At 37.7% G+C, this 19824-nt stretch carries 17 protein-coding genes and 1 riboswitch; of the genes, 6 read left to right on the plus strand and 11 right to left on the minus strand.

Features of this window, described 5'->3' with window-relative positions:
- Positions 1-30: 30 nt before the first annotated feature.
- The gene (cysM, locus tag AC23ME_RS12780; protein ID WP_487728155.1) at positions 31-903 is read right to left on the minus strand and encodes a cysteine synthase CysM; all 873 of its coding nucleotides are present in this window, start codon (positions 901-903) and stop codon (positions 31-33) included.
- 90 nt (positions 904-993) lie between these two features.
- Positions 994-1800, minus strand: coding sequence for a serine O-acetyltransferase (locus AC23ME_RS12785; protein WP_487728156.1), 807 nt, complete (start codon positions 1798-1800; stop codon positions 994-996).
- 283 nt (positions 1801-2083) lie between these two features.
- A riboswitch (SAM riboswitch) is annotated at positions 2084-2194 on the plus strand.
- Between the two features lie 261 nt (positions 2195-2455).
- Here AC23ME_RS12785 and AC23ME_RS12790 point away from each other — a divergent pair.
- The 3 genes from AC23ME_RS12790 to AC23ME_RS12800 all read left to right on the plus strand — a co-directional run bounded on the left by AC23ME_RS12790 (position 2456) and on the right by AC23ME_RS12800 (position 6208).
- Positions 2456-3754 carry an O-acetylhomoserine aminocarboxypropyltransferase/cysteine synthase family protein gene (locus tag AC23ME_RS12790; protein ID WP_487728157.1) on the plus strand — a complete coding sequence of 433 codons (1299 nt, stop codon included), beginning with the start codon at positions 2456-2458 and terminating at the stop codon, positions 3752-3754.
- Positions 3755-3804: 50 nt separating this feature from the next.
- On the plus strand, positions 3805-4863 hold the full coding sequence (locus tag AC23ME_RS12795; RefSeq protein WP_487728158.1) for a homoserine O-acetyltransferase family protein: 1059 nt from the start codon (positions 3805-3807) through the stop codon (positions 4861-4863).
- 100 nt (positions 4864-4963) lie between these two features.
- On the plus strand, positions 4964-6208 hold the full coding sequence (locus AC23ME_RS12800) for a homoserine dehydrogenase (protein WP_487728159.1): 1245 nt from the start codon (positions 4964-4966) through the stop codon (positions 6206-6208).
- Between the two features lie 688 nt (positions 6209-6896).
- Here the strand turns inward: AC23ME_RS12800 and AC23ME_RS12805 are convergent.
- The 3 genes from AC23ME_RS12805 to AC23ME_RS12815 form a co-directional block, all read right to left on the minus strand.
- Complete coding sequence (locus AC23ME_RS12805) at positions 6897-8231, minus strand: dihydrolipoamide acetyltransferase family protein (RefSeq protein WP_487728160.1); 1335 nt, start codon at positions 8229-8231, stop codon at positions 6897-6899.
- Positions 8232-8374: 143 nt separating this feature from the next.
- On the minus strand, positions 8375-9628 hold the full coding sequence (locus AC23ME_RS12810) for a competence/damage-inducible protein A (protein WP_487728161.1): 1254 nt from the start codon (positions 9626-9628) through the stop codon (positions 8375-8377).
- A 176-nt stretch (positions 9629-9804) separates the two neighbouring features.
- Positions 9805-12510, minus strand: a complete 2706-nt coding sequence (locus tag AC23ME_RS12815; RefSeq protein ID WP_487728162.1) for a putative LPS assembly protein LptD — start codon at positions 12508-12510, stop codon at positions 9805-9807.
- A gap of 56 nt (positions 12511-12566) precedes the next feature.
- On the opposite strand from AC23ME_RS12815, the gene AC23ME_RS12820 reads away from it, so the two are divergent.
- The 3 genes from AC23ME_RS12820 to AC23ME_RS12830 are packed head-to-tail and all read left to right on the plus strand — an operon-like array spanning position 12567 to position 15263.
- Positions 12567-13445: an N-acetylmuramoyl-L-alanine amidase family protein gene (locus AC23ME_RS12820; RefSeq protein ID WP_487728163.1), complete on the plus strand. Its 879-nt coding sequence runs from the start codon at positions 12567-12569 to the stop codon at positions 13443-13445.
- A gap of 30 nt (positions 13446-13475) precedes the next feature.
- On the plus strand, positions 13476-14252 hold the full coding sequence (locus AC23ME_RS12825; protein WP_487728164.1) for an N-acetylmuramoyl-L-alanine amidase family protein: 777 nt from the start codon (positions 13476-13478) through the stop codon (positions 14250-14252).
- Between the two features lie 57 nt (positions 14253-14309).
- The gene (locus AC23ME_RS12830; RefSeq protein WP_487728165.1) at positions 14310-15263 is read left to right on the plus strand and encodes an MlaD family protein; all 954 of its coding nucleotides are present in this window, start codon (positions 14310-14312) and stop codon (positions 15261-15263) included.
- A 294-nt stretch (positions 15264-15557) separates the two neighbouring features.
- On the opposite strand, the gene AC23ME_RS12835 is transcribed toward AC23ME_RS12830, so the two are convergent.
- The 6 genes from AC23ME_RS12835 to AC23ME_RS12860 form a co-directional block, all read right to left on the minus strand.
- Positions 15558-15749, minus strand: coding sequence for a cold-shock protein (locus AC23ME_RS12835; protein ID WP_487728166.1), 192 nt, complete (start codon positions 15747-15749; stop codon positions 15558-15560).
- A gap of 173 nt (positions 15750-15922) precedes the next feature.
- Positions 15923-16834 (minus strand): ribonuclease Z, encoded by a 912-nt coding sequence (locus AC23ME_RS12840; protein ID WP_487728167.1) that lies wholly within the window; start codon positions 16832-16834, stop codon positions 15923-15925.
- A 9-nt stretch (positions 16835-16843) separates the two neighbouring features.
- Entirely contained in the window at positions 16844-17230 is a 387-nt protein-coding gene (locus tag AC23ME_RS12845) for an STAS domain-containing protein (RefSeq protein WP_487728168.1), read from the minus strand.
- Between the two features lie 96 nt (positions 17231-17326).
- A complete protein-coding gene (locus AC23ME_RS12850) occupies positions 17327-18277 on the minus strand; it encodes a phosphoribosylaminoimidazolesuccinocarboxamide synthase (protein WP_487728169.1) in 951 nt (316 codons plus the stop codon).
- A gap of 214 nt (positions 18278-18491) precedes the next feature.
- Positions 18492-18767 (minus strand): hypothetical protein, encoded by a 276-nt coding sequence (locus AC23ME_RS12855; protein ID WP_487728170.1) that lies wholly within the window; start codon positions 18765-18767, stop codon positions 18492-18494.
- Positions 18767-19729, minus strand: coding sequence for a PhoH family protein (locus tag AC23ME_RS12860; protein ID WP_487728171.1), 963 nt, complete (start codon positions 19727-19729; stop codon positions 18767-18769). The genes AC23ME_RS12855 and AC23ME_RS12860 overlap by 1 nt, the downstream gene beginning before the upstream one ends.
- Positions 19730-19824: the final 95 nt, after the last annotated feature.

Consider the following 19824-nt stretch of genomic DNA (forward strand, 5'->3'; position numbering starts at 1 on the left):
CGAAATGACGAGGACAGTAGTTTAGTGCTTTTAACCAAACAAATCACTGCTTAAATACCTATCACCCCTATCGCAAGCGATAAACACAATCAAGCCGCTCTCTAATTCTTTTGCTAACTGCAGGGTGCAATGCAATGCTCCACCAGTACTCATTCCTGCGAAAATGCCTTCTTTTTTTACTAGTGCTCTAGCTGCTAAAGTCGCATCTTGCTGAGAAACATCCATAATTTTATCTACACGCTCAGGCTCGTAAATCTTTGGCAAATATTCGATAGGCCAGCGGCGAATACCAGGAATAGAAGACTCTTCCGTTGGTTGACAACCTACAATCTGAATGTCGGCGTTCTTTTCTTTTAAATATCTCGAGTTACCCATAATACTACCTGTAGTGCCCATGCTACTTACAAAATGGGTAATCTTTCCTTCGGTTTCTTCCCAAATTTCTGGACCTGTAGTTTTATAATGCGCTAAATAATTATCAGGGTTTGCGAATTGGTTTAGTAGGAAATAACCAGGTTGCGTTCCCTTTTCTTCTGCATAGTCCCTACAAACTTCAATAGACTCCAGTAAAGTAACTTTTGCACCAAAAGCTTCCATGGTTAAAGTACGCTCTCTAGTAGAACTTGAAGGCATCACCAACTCAATATCGATACCGTAAATGGAAGCAATCATAGCCAATGCAATTCCTGTGTTTCCACTGGTTGCTTCGATAAGTTTAGTGTTTTTATCTACTTCTCCACGCTCCATAGCACTGCGTATCATATTTAACGCTGCTCTATCTTTTACACTTCCGCCAGGATTATTTCCTTCTAGCTTCGCGTAAATTTTAACGTTTGGATTAGTATTCAAATATCTAATTTCTGCCAATGGCGTATTTCCGATGCAATCTATAATGGTTTTCATTTCTATTTTATTTTTTACCCGCTGATTTCCGCAGATGATAACGCAGATTTAAGATGATTTATGTCGCCAAAAACTATTGACCATTAACCATCAACTATTCTTCCCTTTAATTGTAACCTCTGCCTGATGATAAACCGTAGAACCTTCAGGTACACTTTTCGTTAACCAAACGTTACCGCCAATGATACTACCATCTCCAATAAACGTTTCACCACCTAAAATAGTTGCACCAGAATAAATAATCACATGATTTCCAATAGTCGGGTGTCGTTTAGTATGCGACTTCGACTTATCTACACTCAGCGCTCCTAAAGTAACGCCTTGATACAATTTTACGTGGTTGCCAATAACAGTGGTTTCACCAATTACCAAGCCTGTGCCGTGGTCGATGTATAAATATTCACCAATTTCTGCTGCTGGATGAATATCAATTCCCGTCACAGTATGTGCGTACTCTGTGATGATACGCGGAATATGCGGTACTTCCAACAAATGCAGCTCATGCGCAAAGCGATACATCGCCACGGCAAAAAAACCGGGATAACACCTAATAATTTCAAATTCACTTTGTGCAGCCGGGTCTCCGTCTACCAAAGAAACCAAATCTGTATTTAATTTGCGGTAAACCTCAGGCAACCTGTCAAAAAATGCTTCTGCAATTCCTTTGTTTAAAGCTTTGCTAGATGACTTTGTTGATTTCAATATCAACTGCAGTTCTTCTTTAAGTTCAAAGAAAACGCCTTTTAGTACCTCTTGATTGTAATTGGTAGACGCTCCTCGTTCTGGAAAAATCAAATTCAGTAAAGATTGAGCCCAGTTTGCAATAGTCTGATTAGAAGGCACAACCTGCTGTTGATTTTGGCGCTGTATAATGCTATTTAGGAATTCAGTATTCAAAATCTAATAATATATAGTAAGTCTACAAAGTTAGTATTTTATTTTCCTAGGAATTATCATCCTAATATTGATTTATTAGTTAACTCGTAAAAAATTCTAACCACATAGACACATAGTTTTTCCCGAATTTAGCCTAATGTGTCTATGTGGTTAAAACAAAAAGCTACTCAAAATCAGTAATTTAAAAATATTTCAGAATTTTATTTTGTATCGAAATAAAAAACATCCTATATTTGAAACATTATTTGGAAGCAAATAAAAGTCAATTACCGAAAAGGTTATTGATTTATAAAGAAGTGGCGAGAGACAGGCTCCCTGACCCACTGGCAACCCTCAAAAAGAGAAGGTGCCAATTCCTGACCAAATTGCATGGTGCACTTTGGAGATATAAATTAATAAGATGAAACTAATTAATTCTATTTCAAGAAACACGTTTCCCGAGCAGGTCGGACAAAATTCTATTGCTATTTCTATGATTGACAATTGCTGCAATATGCAATTGACGATGTGTATGTGCATTCGCATATACTAAATCAAAAATCTTCCACTTGTAATTTTCTAACAATTAGGAAGGTCCCGCTAAAACGGGATACGCCCCACTGACGTACCTTAATAGGTCAACATTCCAACTTTACAACACTAAAACTGAAAAAACATGTCACAACATAAATTCGAAACACTACAAATACACGCAGGACAAGAAGTAGACCCAACAACTGGTTCTAGAGCGGTTCCTTTATATCAAACAACATCATATGGTTTTAAAAACTCGGAACATGGTGCAAATCTTTTCGCACTAAAAGAATTTGGAAATATTTACACCCGTATCATGAACCCAACTACGGATGTTTTTGAGAAACGCATTGCAGCTTTAGAAGGCGGTGTAGCAGCTTTGGCTGTAGCTTCTGGACAGGCGGCGCAGTTTATTGCACTAAATAACATCTTACAGGCTGGCGATAATTTCGTGTCATCTAGTCACTTATACGGAGGTTCTTATAACCAATTCAAAGTTGCTTTTAAACGCTTGGGTATCTCTGTAAAATTTGCAGATGGCGATAATCCATCAGATTTTGAAGCAAAAATTGACGAAAACACAAAAGCGATTTACTTAGAAACTATCGGTAATCCATCTTTCAGCATCATCGATTTTGAACAAATTGCTGCCATCGCTAAAAAGCACGATTTACCTTTAATTGTAGACAATACTTTTGGTGCAGCAGGTTATTTATTCAGACCGATTGACCACGGTGCAAACGTAGTAGTACAATCTGCCACAAAGTGGATTGGCGGTCACGGTACAAGCATTGGCGGTGTAATTGTAGACGGTGGAAACTACAACTGGGGCAACGGAAAATTTGCTGCATTTACCGAACCATCTGATGGTTACCACGGCTTGGTTTTCAATGATGTGTTCGGTCAGAACGGTCCTTTCGGAAACATCCAATTCATCATCAGAGCTCGTGTAGAAGGTTTGAGAGATTTCGGAGCGTCGCAATCTCCATTCAATTCATTCTTATTATTGCAAGGACTGGAAACACTTTCGCTGAGAGTTCAACGCCACGTAGAAAATGCATTGGCTTTGGCTAAATGGTTAGAAAACCATCCGGCAGTTGCCAAAGTAAACTACCCAGGTTTAGAAAGCAGCCCTTATCATGCTAATGCGAAAAAATATTTATCAAACGGCTTTGGCGCAGTATTAAGTTTCGAGCTAAAAGGCAATAAAGAAAATGCAATCGCATTGGTTGATAACTTGAAATTGGTAAGTCATTTAGCTAACGTAGGCGATGCAAAAACATTGATTATACAACCTGCAGCGACTACGCACCAACAATTAAGCGAGGCAGAGCAATTAGCCGCTGGCGTTACACCTGCATTATTAAGAGTATCAGTTGGTATTGAGCACATCGACGATATTAAGGCAGATTTTGAACAAGCATTATCAGTTTTCAGTTAACAATTAACAGTTGACTAACCTGCAACCTTACAACATTCCAACTTTTAAACATGTCTAACATCTATAAATATCCAAAAATATTCAAGCTAGAAAGCGGCAAAAAACTCCGTAATCTGGAAATTGCATATCAAACTTATGGCACATTAAACGCCAAAAAGGACAATGTAATTTGGGCTTGTCATGCGCTAACGGCAAACGCCGATGTTTTAGATTGGTGGAAAGGTTTATTTGGCACTAAAGATTTGTTCAATCCAGAAGAACACTTTATTGTATGCGCAAATGTTTTAGGCTCTAATTATGGCACTACTAATCCGCTGAGTGTAAATCAAGTGACAGGCCAGCCTTACTATTTGGCTTTTCCTGAGTTCACTATCAGAGATTTAGCAGCGATACATCAGTTATTGGCCGAGCACTTGGGTATTAAAACAGTTAAAACGTTAATTGGCGGTTCGTTGGGTGGTCAGCAGGCTTTAGAATGGTCTATTCTTGATAAAACCGAAATCGAAAATTTGATTTTAGTAGCAACCAATGCAGCTCATTCACCTTGGGGAATTGCATTTAACGAAAGTCAGCGTTTGGCCATTGCTACCGATAGAACTTTCTTCGCAAACAAACCCGATGGTGGTTACAAAGGCTTGAAAACGGCAAGAAGCATCGCTTTGCTTTCTTACAGAACTTACGAAGCCTACAACGAAACCCAGTTGGAAAGTGTGAACGATAAAGTAACTGATTTCAGAGCTTCGTCTTACCAAAACTACCAAGGCGAGAAATTGTGCAAACGCTTTAACGCTTACAGTTATTGGTATTTGAGCAAAGCGATGGATAGCCACAATGTTGGTCGTGGTAGAAAAAGCGTAGCTGATGCCTTGAAATTGGTAAAAGCAAATACGCTGGTTGTGGGCATAGAGAACGACATCCTCTTCCCTATTACCGAACAACAGTTTTTAGCTAACCATATTAACGATGCGAAATTTGCCAGCATTAAATGCGCTTACGGTCACGACGGATTTTTAATAGAAACGGATAAATTAACGAACATCATTGGCAATTTTTTAAAAGAGAATGCCGCAAAAAATAACAAAGTAATTAAACTACAGCATACCGCTTAAAAGTTAAAAGTAGAAAGTAAAAATAGCATATACCTAAGTGGAGAGCGTTTGGTGTTAAACGATACATCGCAATACGCTTATCGCAATACGAATTAAACACATGAGTAAGAAACTTAAAATAGGATTATTTGGATTTGGAGTTGTTGGACAAGGTCTACATGATATCATTAAGGCACAAAACCTAAATCTGGAAGTGGTAAAAATTGCCATTAAAAACCCTGAAAAGAAAAGAACTTTAGATGCACATTTGTTCACGACCTCTCACGATGAGATTTTAGATAATCCAGAAATCAACACCATTGTAGAGTTAATTGACGATGCTGATGCAGCTTATGCAATTACCAAAAGAGCGTTAACCAGCGGTAAAAATGTAGTGTCGGCCAATAAAAAAATGATTGCTACTCACTTGGCAGAATTGGTACAGTTGCAAGAAGAAAATGGTACTTCCTTATTGTACGAAGGTGCAGTTTGCGGCAGTATTCCAATCATCAGAAACTTAGAAGAATACTACGATAACGAGCTTTTACACGGCATCAGTGGTATTTTCAACGGTTCGTCTAACTACATTCTTTCAAAAATTTTTAACGAAGGCGCTAGTTACGATGCTGCTTTAAAAGAAGCTCAAGATTTAGGTTTTGCAGAAACCAACCCAATTTTAGATGTTGGTGGTTACGACCCTAAATTTAAACTAACTATCGCGACGGCACATGCTTACGGTTTGTTCTTAAATCCTGATAAGATTTTGAACATCGGTATCCAAAACCTAAGCGATGCAGACATTCAATACGCAAAAGAGAAGAATTTCAAAATCAAATTGGTACCGACTACTAGGAAAATCAGCACTAAACAGGTTATTACTTTTGTATTGCCGAAGTTTGTAAAGAGCGATGACTTCTTATATAACGTAGAAAATGAGTACAATGGCGTAACGGTACAAGCCGCTTTCGCCGACAAACAGTTCTTCTTTGGAAAAGGTGCTGGTGGCCATCCAACTGGTGCAGCTGTGCTTTCAGATATCGCAGCATTGCGCTATGATTATCGCTACGAGTACAAAAAATACAAGCAGCAAAACGGCTTAATCCACACTGATAAAGTGAGCTTGGAAGTTTACTTGCGCTACCAACATGAATACACTGTAGAGAAGCTGCAAATTGAGAACATCTCGGAACGTTTCTCTCGTAACGATTATAAATACGTAATTGGAAGTGTAAGTTTAAAAAGCCTTTTGGAGAACAAAGATATCTTAGTAAACAAGGATGTTTTTATTGCTCAAACTGGCAAAATTAGCTATAGCGAACAAGACATTAAAGCTATAGCCGAAGAAGGAATTTTAGTAAACGGTTAAAATATGCTTGTTGGCGGGGACGCCAACAAGGGAAACCGCTGGCGTTGGCGTCCCCGCCAACGTATCAATTAAGCCAATAACGTCAATAGTTACTCAGTAAATTAAATTTTTATATTGTTTTGTTTTGATAGTAAAATGCCCAGATGGATGTCTGGGCTTTTACGCTTTTAAGGCATTTTTTTTTAGCATTCTATTCGTCATTTCGACCGTAGTGGAGAAAACTTTAAACATTTACAGTTCATCTATTTTTTGAAGAGCAATTTCAGTACAACTATTTACCGAAAGTCTGGCTGTTCATTACAACTCCTCGCCCTCGCTGCACTCGGCTGTGGGGTTTTCACTACCATCCAGTCTAGTAAACTTCATTTTTTGTTATAATTAGCGTTAGATTGTATTGCGTCGAAAACACCCCGCCCGTTGGGCACCCCTCTGAAAGAGGGGAATTCATCATGCCATTCGCCTCTTCCGGAGGGGTGGTCGAAGACCGGGGTGTTTTTGAATTATTGCACAGCTTTTTGTTCAATAAACCTGATAGTAGCGAGCACGTAGTGGCAAACCTCTGTGTTTGCCAAACGAAGTAAAGCGGATAGCAGGGCTACAACCTCCGATGGAATGATGACCTTCATTTTCAAAAAAAAGCTTCGCAAGAAAACCTGCGAAGCTCGATTATATCATTCAAATAGAAGTCTTAAGAAATTTCTCTGTTAATGTCCCAGTTCTCTAGGTAATCTGCCACTCGGCGAACGAAAGAACCACCCAAAGCGCCATCTACAACCCTATGGTCGTAAGAAAGCGAAAGGAACATCATGTGTCTAATAGCAATTACATCGCCATGTTCGGTTTCTAAAACTGCTGGCTTCTTTTTAATTGCGCCAACCGCTAAAATAGCCACCTGCGGCTGGTTAATGATTGGCGTTCCCATTACATTACCGAAAGAACCAACATTGGTTAAAGTGAAGGTACCGTTTTGCGTCTCGTCTGGTTTTAGCTTAGAAATACGTGCTCTGTTTGCTAAATCGTTCACTGCTTTGGTTAAGCCCACCAAATTCAACTGGTCTGCATTTTTAATTACAGGCACAATTAAATTACCCGACGGCAAAGCTGCCGCCATACCAATATTAATATCTTTCTTCTTAATAATTTGCGTTCCATTTACAGAAACATTAATCATTGGAAAATCTTTGATTGCTCTAGCTACAGCCTCTACAAAAATTGGCGTGAAAGTGATTTTTTCGTTCTCACGTTTTTCGAAAGTATTCTTCACTTTGTTTCGCCATAGCACCAAATTGGTTACATCGGCCTCTACAAACGAAGTTACGTGCGGCGAAGTGTGCTTGCTCATCACCATGTGGTCAGAAATTAGCTTACGCATTCTGTCCATCTCAATAATTTCATCGCCGCCACTTACGCTAGTAGCCACTGGAGCAGGCTGAGTTGCTTTCTCTTGTTTTGGCGCTTCTACAGCAGATTTTGCCTGCGCCAAAGTATCGCTAATTCTAGAAGTAGAACCTCCTTTTTTAGCTTGAATATGGTTTAGTAAATCTTCCTTAGTCAAACGACCATCGGCACCAGAACCTTTAATACTGTCTAATTCGTCGATAGATACACCTTCTTCTTTCGCGATATTTTTAACCAAAGGGGAGTAAAATCTATCCGAAGATTTGAAATCTACATTTACTTGTACAGGTAATTGACTAATTCCTGGTATTGTTTCTGCAACTGGTTCGGCCTTTATTTCTACTGGTGCCTCCACTTGAGGAGATGCAGTCTCGCTAGCTCCACCCTCAGTTTCTATAATCGCAATTACAGCGCCTACTTGTACTACATCATCAGCAGCGAAAAGATGTTTTACCAATTTACCAGCTACTGGCGATGGTACTTCAGAATCAACCTTATCGGTGGCAATCTCTAAAATGGTATCATCTAAATCTATGTTATCACCTGGCTGTTTAGTCCATTTAATAATGGTTGCTTCGGCAACACTCTCTCCCATTTTAGGCAATAACAATTCGTATTGAGCCATATATTTTTCGTTAGTGTAAATTTGGTTACGTCTGCAAAAATACGTTTTTTAATGTGTTATTAAAAGCAGTTTTCAGTTTGAAGTTGACAGTTTACAATTGACAGTTGGCAGTACAACAATAAAACAATCTAACAATAAAACAATTAACCTTCTTTCAAATCTTGTTTCAACTGAACAAAAAGCATCATTAAAGCAGCCATTGCAGCACGCTCTATATTTTGTGCTCGCTGGCTGGCGAATTTATATAGTTTAGCTTTTACTTCAGTCTTACTTGCTACAGCAATCCAAACCGTTCCGACAGGTTTTTCTGCTGTGCCGCCGTCTGGACCAGCAATGCCGGTTACAGCAATAGCATAATCAGTTTTAAAGTTGGCAACAGCACCTAAAGCCATTTCCCTGGCAGTTTCCTCACTCACTGCACCAAAAGCTGCGAGTGTTTGTTCTTTTACTCCTAGCACCGATTGTTTCAAGGCATTAGAATAAGTTACTGCTCCTCCCTGAAAAACAGCAGATGAGCCAGAATGTTGGGTAAACAGATGAGAAATATATCCACCAGTGCAACTTTCGGCTAAAGACAAGGTCAATCCGTGTTTGCCCATTAAGTTTAATACAGCTTTTTCGAATGGTACATCTTCGGTTAGCACCACAAATTTCTCCACACGCTCTACAATCTTTTTCGTGTAGGAAGCCACTTCAGCCAATAAGGCTTGCTCGTCGCTGCCAGTTGCACTTAACCTTAACCTTACCAAGCCTAATTTCGGAAGGTAAGCTAGTTTAATATGTGGCGGTAAAGCATCTTCAATATCGGCTATCTCCTGCGCCAAAAATGATTCGCCCAAACCAGCAGTTAAAATGGTTTGATGAACGATAAATGGCATTTGAAATCGTTGTTGAATGCGAGGAATAATTTCATCCTGCATTAAATATTTCATTTCGAAAGGCACTCCCGGCATAGAAACCACAATTTTGCCATTGTGCTCAAACCACATGCATGGTGCCGTACCATTTTGATTTTTGACTACCGTACAACCGTTTGGCACTTCTGCTTGTTTGATATTTACATCAATCATTGGTCGGTTTAACTTTTCGAAAAAAAGCTTTACATGAGCCAGTGTTCCTTCATCCAAACGCAAGGGCATATTGAAATATTTCGACAAAGTATGTTTCGTAATATCGTCTTTCGTTGGGCCCAATCCACCAGTAATTAAGATGATATCTGCACGTTTTTGAGCTTCATCTAGTGCATTGACAATATGTGCTGCATCATCAGAAATTGATGTGATTTGCTTAACCTTCACTCCCACTTTGTTAAGCTCTACACCCATCCAAGCAGAATTGGTATCTACAATTTGACCAATTAGAATTTCATCACCTATGGTTATAATTTCTGCAAACATGCGTTTTAATGAATTTTGAATAATTAATGAGAGAAGGATTGAATTTTAAATGAGTGAATTTTAAATGAGTGAATTTTGAATGAGTAAATGACTAAATAGTTTTTTAGTACTTGCTATATGTTCATTAGTCTTTGGTCTTTCTTCCTTCCAACCCTAAACCTTTCCAACCCTCTGCCTTAGTAAGTAGTATAGAATCCCTTACGTTTACTCAATTTTAAATCTTGTAATACCGAAGCTCGTACACGAATATCGATTGAATAACTTTGATAAACACCAAAAGGAACCCAAGTAGCGCTTAAATCCCAGCAATGTAGATCTCTGTAAATTGAGAAATTGGTTTGAGAAAGATTCTTCGCTTTAAAATCGTAACCAGAGCTGTAGGTGATTTTCCATTTTGGCGTTAAGTTAAAATCGCCACTAAAGTTTAGGGTATTGGTAACAGTTCTTGTTTCTGGTCTACCTAGCGGATTATTGTAATCAAAGCGGTAACTGAAAGAGAAATTCCAAGGTATGTTAAAATCTACAAAGGCATTTGGATCTCTACTAATGGCGTTTAAGGCATCTATCTGCGCCTGTGTTCTACTTGCCGCTGGCGCTTGTTGGTTCAACTGATCCAAATTCTCATTTCTGCGTTTAAATGCTTCAGGGTTCAAACTGTAATCGAAAGAAAATCCAAAATTGGTTAAACGAGGTAGTTTCCCATCCTGCCACACAAACCTATCTATTTCTCGGTAGGAGAAAGTAGTTACAGCATCGGCTCCAGTGCCAGAGGTAAACGGCACTTCACCAACAGTATAAGGACTAAAAATACCGTTGAAGTTAATTCCCAATTTCTCGGTAAACTGTGAACGACCGCTAAAATTAATTGGCGCAAGTTTCTTTTCTTTTGCAAATATGTTGTAAGAAGTATTGAATGTTAGACCTTGTAAAACAGCCAACTTTCTTTCTCCTACACCTGTAGTATCTTTCCTATCTCTAACTTTTAACTCCACGTTATTATCTACCGAAAAACCAATACTACCGTTTCTACCTTGCGAAGGACCACCATTCATAAATACAGAATACAACAATGGATTTCCTAAGTTATCCCTAACGTATTCGCCAGTTGGCACACTTCTACCAGGCCTAAGATCATCAGTGTAATACTGGGCTGGCAAAAAGTAACCCAAACTTTCTCTAGAAAAATCTGGCGTATAGCTAAAACTAGCCGTTGGTGTCATTACGTGGCGCATCGCCTTTATGGCTCCATTGCCTTTAAATTGTTTGATACCATAGATCTTGGTAGACATTCCGGTACTTAAGCTATATTGTGCACCGCGTTTAAAACCGTTAATGGTATCTGGCCTTATCTCGTAACCAGAATTGGTTCTGATATATCTGTTTCTTATGGTTTTAAAATCCCATTTTTCAGAATAATTTACACTAGAAGTGAAGTTAAGATATTTTAAAAGTGTGAATGGTAAACTGATTGGCACGTTGTGATTTACACTATTGGTAAACCTATTGAAACCACCTTTGGTAAATAATAAATCTTCTGTAGTACTTACGTTATTGGTTGCACTCATGCTGTAACCCAAGGTTAACCTTTGGTACCATTTAGCTTCGCCAACTCGCTTTTTAGAATCAAACGGACTAATGGTGGTCATGTTTAAACTTACGTCTGGCAGGGTTAAGCTTACATTTCTTGTTTGAGTTTCTTGCGAGTGCGATAAGGCAGAAGTAAAGTTGAACAAACCATCGCCAAAAACCCTACCGTACGAGATACTGGAACGTAGTGAATTTTGCAAAAATCTATTAGGATCATAAGTACCATTACCAGCCGTTACGGCATTGTGCCTACTAGAACCAGCATTAACTGAGGCACTAAAGGTACTTCCAGGCCTTGCATTTGCACCTTGACTGTGGGTCCAGCCAATCATAATAGTTTTTACTGGTTCAAATTCTGGTGTACCTTCCAATCCGTTACGCGTACTCGAATAATTTAGGTTTAGATTACCGTTGTATTTGTATCTTTTGGTATAGTTAGAAACCAAATTCAAATCATAAGAACCATTGGTAAATATATTGGTAACCAACCTAGCATCCATGTAATCATTAAATGCTAGATAATAACCACCGCCCAATAAAGAAAACCCCTTAGTTGCATCTTCTCCGGGAGTAGGCAAAATAAAACCAGATGCTTTTTTGTTAGGCTTCGGAAAAAATGCAAAAGGCAAACCTAGCGGCATCGGTATATCCTCAAACTTCATATACACAGGGCCTGTGATGATATGCTTTTCAGTAGCGATACCTTTAGATATTTGTATACCAAAATGTGGATGCGGTAAATTACAAGTGCTGAAGGTCGTATTGTGAACATGAAATTCGTTATCAGGCTGCATTTTTGTTCTACCACCAGAGAAAAAACCACCTTCCTGTTCTGTAAATACGCCATGCACTACACCATTCCCTATTTCTATATTGTAGCTTAATGAATCGGCCATGGAAGTACCTTGCCCTTCCATTTTAAAGATTGGGCGTCCAAAATACCTTCCCTTATCGTTTGTACTGCCTCTTGCAAATACTAGCTTGTTTTTATTATCAAACCTAATAAACTCGGCGTCTAATTCTAATCCTTCATATTTTACACGTGCACCACCATATAAGTATTGGATTTCATTCTTTTTATCTACCACAACCGAGTCTTTTGCGTAGTATTCCAACTTAGAATCGAGACTACTTTTCGTCATCGGCTTCTTTGTAGTGTCTCTTCTTACGGTATCTGATTGTTGTGGCAGGGTTTGGAAATATCCCGCATTTGCAGATGCAAAAACTTTAGTATCAGCCAGAACGGCTAACAACACCAAAAACGTGGAAAAAATGAGTGTCTGTAAAAGTTTCAAATTTGTGTGTGAATGTTTATTTTGCAATAATCTTTACCACAAAACGTTCAAAATTAATGAAAAATATACCATTGAACAGAGCAAAAGAAATATTGATTGGGTTAATTTCCATTTTTTTAACATTTACGACTGTAAATCAAGTATTTGCACAACAATATAAAATAAAAACAATTGTGCTAGATGCAGGCCACGGAGGTAAGGATGGAACAACTAGAGGTGCTTACTCTACAGAAAAGGATGTTGCGTTAAGAACGGCATTACGGTTAGGTAAATTAATTGAAGAAACTTTACCCGATGTAAAAGTAGTTTACACCAGAACCGAAGATGTTTTTATTCCGCTTTACGAGCGCATTGGTTTAGCCAACCAAGTTAAGGCAGATTTATTTATTTCAATACATTGTAATGATATGCCTGTAATTACTCAGCGCTACATTAGTGGTTATATCAAAAATAAAAAAGGTAAGAGAGTTCCTGTTTATAAAACTCGACGAGCAAAAAGTACCTCAACCCGTGGTACCGAAACCTTTGTATCTGGTACCGGCAGAATAGATGAGCAAGACGAAGCTATCAAGCGGGAAAATGCTTCTATTTTTTTAGAGGACAACTATAAGGAGAATTACGAAGGCTTTGACGCTACAGATCCCGAAAGTGCCATCATTTTATCTTTAATGAAAAACACCTTTAGAACACAAAGCCTAAAGTTTGCTAAATCGATACAAGATGAATATGTAAGAGTTGGAAGGGTAAACAGAGGCGTACAAGAAAAAAGCTTAGCGGTATTAGCCAGAGCTGGCATGCCGGCGGTACTTACAGAAATTGGTTTCTTGTCAAATCCTGGCGAAGAAGATTACATGAACTCGGAAGCTGGTCAAATTGAGATTACAAATTGTTTACTAAAAGCTATTCAGGCATATAAATTGAGCGTAGAAATCTAATAATTTGTATTTTTGCAAAAAACACACAAAATGCGGTTAAAAAATAGCTTACTATTCTTCACTTTTTTATTAACTTTTTTTTCGTTCTCTAAGGCTTTCTCACAAGGCTATAAAATTAAAACCATTGTAGTTGATGCTGGGCACGGCGGCGTTAAACCAGGCGCAAAGGGTGCTTACTCATGGGAAAAAGATGTAGCCTTAAAGGTAGCACTTAAATTAGGTAATAAGTTAGCCGAAGAATTACCAAGCATTAAAATTATACAAACTCGTAAAACGGATGTAGATGTAGATTGGTATCGCAGAGCGGAAATTGCCAATGATGCCAAAGCCGATTTATTTATTTCGATACACTGTAATTCTATGCCTCCAGGAAATGGGCACGTACGTGGCACCGAAACCTTTGTTGGTGCTTACAGACGTATCAATGAGATGGATGCAGGGTTGAAGGAAAACGAGGAAATCATCAAAGATAAAAACTATAAAAAGCAAGGCACTTATGATCCAACAGATCCTGAGGAAGTAATCTTGTTGTCGCTGTACAAGTCACTTTACCGCTCAAAAAGCTTAGCTTTGGCAAGTCATATACAAAAAAATTATACAGAAGTAAACAAAAGAGTTAATAGAGGTGTTAAAGAGCAAGGTTTGTTAATATTACAGCGTGCAGCTATGCCTTCGGTACTAACGGAAATTGGTTTTATATCCAATAGAGAAGAAGAAAAATATATTAACTCAGACGAAGGACAGGAAGAAATTGTAATGGCAATAGTAAATGCCATTAAACAATATAAAAAAGAAGTTGAAAACTAAACTTAACATTAGCACAAAAAACGATTAAATACCCATCAATAAATCGCTACAACACAAATGAAAATAAAAAACGAAACTAAAGTAGGCGTATTGGCTGCCGTAGCTATCGCCCTACTCATTATCGGATATAACTTTTTAAAAGGGAACAGCATATTTACAAACGAAACTATTTTGTTCGCTAGATATTCGCAAGTAGATGGACTGACCGTTTCAAAACCTGTGCTAATTAATGGTTATCAAATTGGTAGAGTTGCTGCATTAGAATTACAACCAGATGCAACTATAAAAGCTACCCTGAAAATTAATGGTAAATACGAAATCCCTAAAAATACAGTAGCAAGATTAGAAGGCACCGATTTATTAGGCAGCAAAGCCATTGTTTTAACTTTAGGTAATGATAAAAACTTCGCAGAAGATGGCGATTTTTTAGAAACCAATGTAGAAAAAGGCTTGATGGAAACTTTTCAGCCAGTACAAAAGAAAGCAGAGCTGATTATCACCAAAATGGATTCTATCCTTTCTAGTGTTAACACGATTTTAAATCCGAACTTACAGAAAAACATAGATAAGAGCTTTACCAGCATTGCCGGAACGCTTGGTTCGTTAGAGGCTACTTCTAAAAAAGTTGATGCTTTGGTAGGTGCTGAAAGCTCAAAACTATCTGCTATTTTATCAAATGTAGAAGCAATTACTGCAAACTTTAAAAGTAACGGCGCTAAGATTGATGCTGTAATGAATAATTTAAATACAGTTACTGATAAGGTTGCTGCTTTAAACTTTGAACAGACAGTTAATAACGCTAATAAAGCAATGGCCGATTTACAAAACATACTAAGTGATGTGAAGAGTGGCAAAGGTACCTTGGGTGCTTTGCTAAACGACAGACAGATGTATGACAACCTTAATAATGCATCAAAAAACTTAGATGCACTGATGATCGACTTAAAAGCAAATCCTAAGCGTTATGTACACTTCTCGGTATTTGGCGGAGGAAATAAAAAAGATAAATAATAATAGCAGAGCAATCATTAGCTAAAAAATCGAAGACTTTACATTTAAGTCTTCGATTTTTTTATGCTTAATCTTAGAAACTGGCTTAATTCGGTTAGATTTTTTTAATTATCGGTCTGAGCCTGTCCAAGGCTACTTGTTAAAGGGCGTTTCGACGACTTGTTTCGATAATCGGAAAGCTCAACGTGGCATCTGTATTTTGTAAAAAATTAGACAGTTTCTTAAATTAAATTACAAAAAAAAAGCATCCGCTAAATTAGCGGATGCTTATAACAATGTATGAAGGATAATATCTTAGCTTATCTTAACATTTACTGCATTTAGGCCTTTTTTGCCTTGCTCTACATCATAGCTTACCGAATCATTCTCACGAATTGAATCGATCAAACCTGATACATGGACAAAAATTTCGGCATCACCATTTGCTGGTACGATAAATCCAAAACCTTTTGACTCATTGAAAAATTTTACTGTTCCTTGTTGCATTATATTTATTTTTAATATGATGCAAACTTAAACATAAATTATTGAAAATCAGTTAATTTTAAATTATAAATAAAATCAAGGTTAGCAATATTAAGCATATTATTAACTAAACACGTTTAATATGTATTTAAAAGATGATTTTAGCAAAGAACAAAGATTATAACTTCAATAATCTATATTTCGAAAGTTCTACCTTCCAAGGCTAATTCGGTATTCTCGAAAATACTTTTAGCTTCTTCTAGCAAACCTTCCAAAGTTTTATATCGTGATGAGAAATGACCAATCAGCAATTTCTTTGCATTTACTTTCGTAGCAATTTCCGCTGCCTGTTGTGCGGTAGTATGATGTGTTTCATTTGCTCTATCGAGCATCTCATGTAAAAACGTAGCCTCATGGTATAAGGTATCCGCTCCTTCTATCTGCGCAAAGTAACGCTCGTCGTACATCGTATCTGAGCAGTAGCAATAAACTTTTGGCTGTGCAGAGTCTTTAGTATAATCTAAATACTTAATGCTTCTTCCGTTAGGCAAATCCACATCTACACTACGTTTAAGCATTGGATAATATTCAACTGGAACTCCGTCTTGTTCTAATTTTTCTACAATGAGTTTCCTTAAACGCTTCTTTTCTGTAAACTTAAAACCAGTACAAGGAATACGATGATTTAGAATAATTGTTTCTACAGTTACATCATTATTCTTGAAAATCACGGCTGGTTTAGCAGGATCAATAGCATAAAAATTAATGGGATAGCGCAAATGCGTATCAGAATGCAAGAACTGTAGATCAAGAATATCTTTAAGTGCCGGCGGCGCAAAAAGATGTAAGGGTTTGGTACGTCCGTTCAAGTGCAGACTCGATAACAGACCTACCAAACCAAAAAAATGGTCGCCATGCAAATGGCTAATGAATATAAAATCTATTTTAGAAGCTTTAAATCCATATCTAATCAACTGCTGCTGTGTTCCTTCGCCACAATCAATCAGATATTGACGCTCATTACAGTTAAGCAATTGCGCCGTTGGATTTCTGTTATAAACTGGTGTAGCTGAAGCGCTACCTAGAATCGTTACTTCAAACTTCATTAAATAAAATTACCCTTTGTCCACTCCTCCGCGAAGCTCTTTTTCTATCTCTTCCATGAAAATCAGATCTGTTGCTTCGTCTAGTTTATTAACAAACGTAACAGATTGGTGAAGGTTTGACATTTGGATAATTTGTGCAATGCTTTTATTCACACAGCACACAATAAAAATACCGTCAGCAGCTTTACAAAGTCTATCGCCAGCAAGTAATGCACTTAAATCTTGTGCATCATCGCACTCTTTTACAGCCGATAAATCTAAAACAATATTTCTGTAGCCTTCTGTATTCAACAGTACAAATTCCGATTTTAAAGCAGGTGCATTATCGTTAGTGAATTTCGACTCCTCTAATTTCAACACTACATATTTCTCGTGCTTATCTACACTAAATTTCATAAGTTCTATTTTTGGGTTAACTGTTTTAATTTTTTAACTGGTTAACTGAATAATGGTTTAATTGGTTAATGTTGCGAACTGCCAACTGAAAACTATTTATGACAACAACTTTTCAACTGCAGTTTTCGTGTTCTCTTCTATTCTATTTAAAATATTTTCCGAAGGATTTTTTACAAATTCTTCTCCGGTTATTTGTTCGTAAAGCTCAATATAACGATCTGAAATGGATTCTACAATTTCTTCGGTCATGGTTGGTACCACTTGTCCATCTTTACCTTGGAAACCATTCTCGATTAACCACTTACGTACAAATTCTTTTGAAAGTTGTTTTTGAGGTTCATTAGCAGCTTGTCTATCGGCATAACCTTCAGCATAAAAATAACGTGATGAATCTGGTGTATGAATTTCATCTATCAAATAAATATCATCGCCAACCTTACCAAATTCGTATTTCGTATCTACCAAAATCAAACCTCGTTCTGCAGCCATCTCCACACCTCTTTGGTACAGCGCATGAGTGTAAGCCTCTAATTTCTCATAATCTGACAAAGACACGATACCTTTTGCCAAAATATCTTCCTTCGAGATATCTTCATCGTGCCCTACAGCTGCTTTAGTTGTTGGTGTAATAATTGGCTTTGGTAATTTATCATTTTCTTTCAATCCCTCTGGTAAAGCAACGCCACAAACTTGGCGCTTGCCCAAAGCATACTCACGAGCGGCATGACCAGCTAGGTAACCTCTAATTACCATTTCTACTTTAAAAGGTTCGCAAATGCGTCCAATTGTAACCATTTCATCTGGCGTAGCCAAAACCCAATTAGGTACAATATCTTTTGTTGCCGATAAAAACTTCGCTGCAATTTGATTAAGCACTTGACCTTTGTAGGGAATTGCTTCGGGTAACACGACATCAAACGCCGAAATTCTATCTGTAACAACCATTGCCATTAACTGGTTATCAATAGTATACACATCGCGTACTTTGCCTTTATAAAAACTACTCTGTTTTGGGAAAGTAAATTTGGTTTCTTTTACTGCTTTCATGAGGGCATAAAAATAGGAAAAAGATATGAGTATTGGGATGTTAGAAATGAGATATAAGATGTGGAAACCAAGAACTAGACTCCACTACGCCATCCAAAAGTTAGTTAACTAGAGTTTGTACATATACGCCCAAATAAAAATGTCCGAAGGCAGCATATTCAAACTGATCTTCGGACATTTTATTTTATACTGTCGGTATTTCTAAGTTGGAAATTTAAACAGCACTTAAAAGTTTACTAAGTATCTGGATAGAAATTTTTCCTATTGCATTTCCATTTACAACAACTTCCACTTCCTGCTCTAATTTAAATATTTGAAGCCTACCTTTGAATAATTGTTTTTCTGCACCAGCTAGAAACTTTTTAAGCTTATATATACGCTCTTTCCGGCAAGCAAGTTCTTTATCAGCTTTTATGACAACCAATCTCACCTTATTATCTATAGGTTCGATTACGAAAGTTAAGCTATCATTTAAACTGATACTTTTCATTACTGGATATCACCGTAAGCCTTCAAGATTTGCTTCACCAATTTATGACGCACCACATCTTCTCCCGTTAGGTAAATAATATCGATACCTTTAATATCTCCTAAAATACGAAGTGCGTTATGTAAACCTGATTGTGCCTTTTTAGGCAAGTCGATTTGAGTAATATCTCCCGTAACAATGAATTTTGCAGTTGGCCCCATACGTGTAAGGAACATTTTTAGCTGTAAATCCGTAGAGTTCTGCGCCTCATCTAAAATCACGAAACAGTTGTCTAAGGTACGTCCACGCATAAATGCCAATGGTGCAACCTCAATAGTTCTGTTCTCTAGGTACAATTTTAACTTATCTGGCGGAATCATATCTTCCAAAGCATCGTACAATGGACGTAAATATGGATCTACCTTTTCCTTCAAATCTCCAGGTAAGAAACCCAAGCTCTCTCCTGCTTCTACCGCTGGACGCGTTAAGATAATGCGTTTGATCTCTTTATTCTTTAACGCTCTTACAGCCAAAGCAACAGCAGTGTAGGTTTTACCAGTTCCGGCAGGGCCAATAGCAAACAATACATCGTTTTTACCTATGCTATCTACCATTTTACGCTGGTTTGCTGTACGAGCTTTAATCATCAAACCGTGATTTCCGTACACAATTACCTCGCCACTGCCTACTGGAGCAGCTGTAGTTGCTTCCGTAGTTGGTTCGCTAGACTTTTTAGAACCTAAGATAGAGTCAATATCATTACTTGATAAAGTCCTGAACTGATCTAGATGAGCTACCAAGGCATTCATCTTCTCTTCGAACTTTTTCAACTCGGCTTCGTCGCCTAGAGCCTTCACCTCATTTCCACGAGCTACGATCTTTAGCTTTGGAAACGCAGCTTTGATTAATTCGTAATGCTCATTATTTGCACCCCAAAATTGTATTTGATCGGTGGTCTCCAGTATCAATTTTATTTCGCTCAAAATATTGTCTTTTTTAAGTTGCGTCCTCTGTAATTCGATTTAAATTTGAATATTTGTAGGCAATTTACCTATACGCAAGAATAAGCATAAATATT

The sequence above is a fragment of the Pedobacter sp. T50_32 genome (genome assembly GCF_057652195.1).

Excerpts from the sequence above, each read along its gene's own strand:
- AC23ME_RS12820 (WP_487728163.1), top strand. The coding sequence starts at position 12,567 with ATGAAAAATATACCATTGAACAGAGCAAAAGAAATATTGATTGGGTTA.
- AC23ME_RS12855 (WP_487728170.1), bottom strand. The coding sequence starts at position 18,767 with ATGAAAAGTATCAGTTTAAATGATAGCTTAACTTTCGTAATCGAACCT.
- AC23ME_RS12840 (WP_487728167.1), bottom strand. The coding sequence starts at position 16,834 with ATGAAGTTTGAAGTAACGATTCTAGGTAGCGCTTCAGCTACACCAGTT.
- AC23ME_RS12810 (WP_487728161.1), bottom strand. The coding sequence starts at position 9,628 with ATGTTTGCAGAAATTATAACCATAGGTGATGAAATTCTAATTGGTCAA.
- AC23ME_RS12825 (WP_487728164.1), top strand. The coding sequence starts at position 13,476 with ATGCGGTTAAAAAATAGCTTACTATTCTTCACTTTTTTATTAACTTTT.
- cysM (WP_487728155.1), bottom strand. The coding sequence starts at position 903 with ATGAAAACCATTATAGATTGCATCGGAAATACGCCATTGGCAGAAATT.
- AC23ME_RS12830 (WP_487728165.1), top strand. The coding sequence starts at position 14,310 with ATGAAAATAAAAAACGAAACTAAAGTAGGCGTATTGGCTGCCGTAGCT.
- AC23ME_RS12800 (WP_487728159.1), top strand. The coding sequence starts at position 4,964 with ATGAGTAAGAAACTTAAAATAGGATTATTTGGATTTGGAGTTGTTGGA.
- AC23ME_RS12835 (WP_487728166.1), bottom strand. The coding sequence starts at position 15,749 with ATGCAACAAGGAACAGTAAAATTTTTCAATGAGTCAAAAGGTTTTGGA.
- AC23ME_RS12805 (WP_487728160.1), bottom strand. The coding sequence starts at position 8,231 with ATGGCTCAATACGAATTGTTATTGCCTAAAATGGGAGAGAGTGTTGCC.
- AC23ME_RS12790 (WP_487728157.1), top strand. The coding sequence starts at position 2,456 with ATGTCACAACATAAATTCGAAACACTACAAATACACGCAGGACAAGAA.
- AC23ME_RS12845 (WP_487728168.1), bottom strand. The coding sequence starts at position 17,230 with ATGAAATTTAGTGTAGATAAGCACGAGAAATATGTAGTGTTGAAATTA.
- AC23ME_RS12795 (WP_487728158.1), top strand. The coding sequence starts at position 3,805 with ATGTCTAACATCTATAAATATCCAAAAATATTCAAGCTAGAAAGCGGC.
- AC23ME_RS12850 (WP_487728169.1), bottom strand. The coding sequence starts at position 18,277 with ATGAAAGCAGTAAAAGAAACCAAATTTACTTTCCCAAAACAGAGTAGT.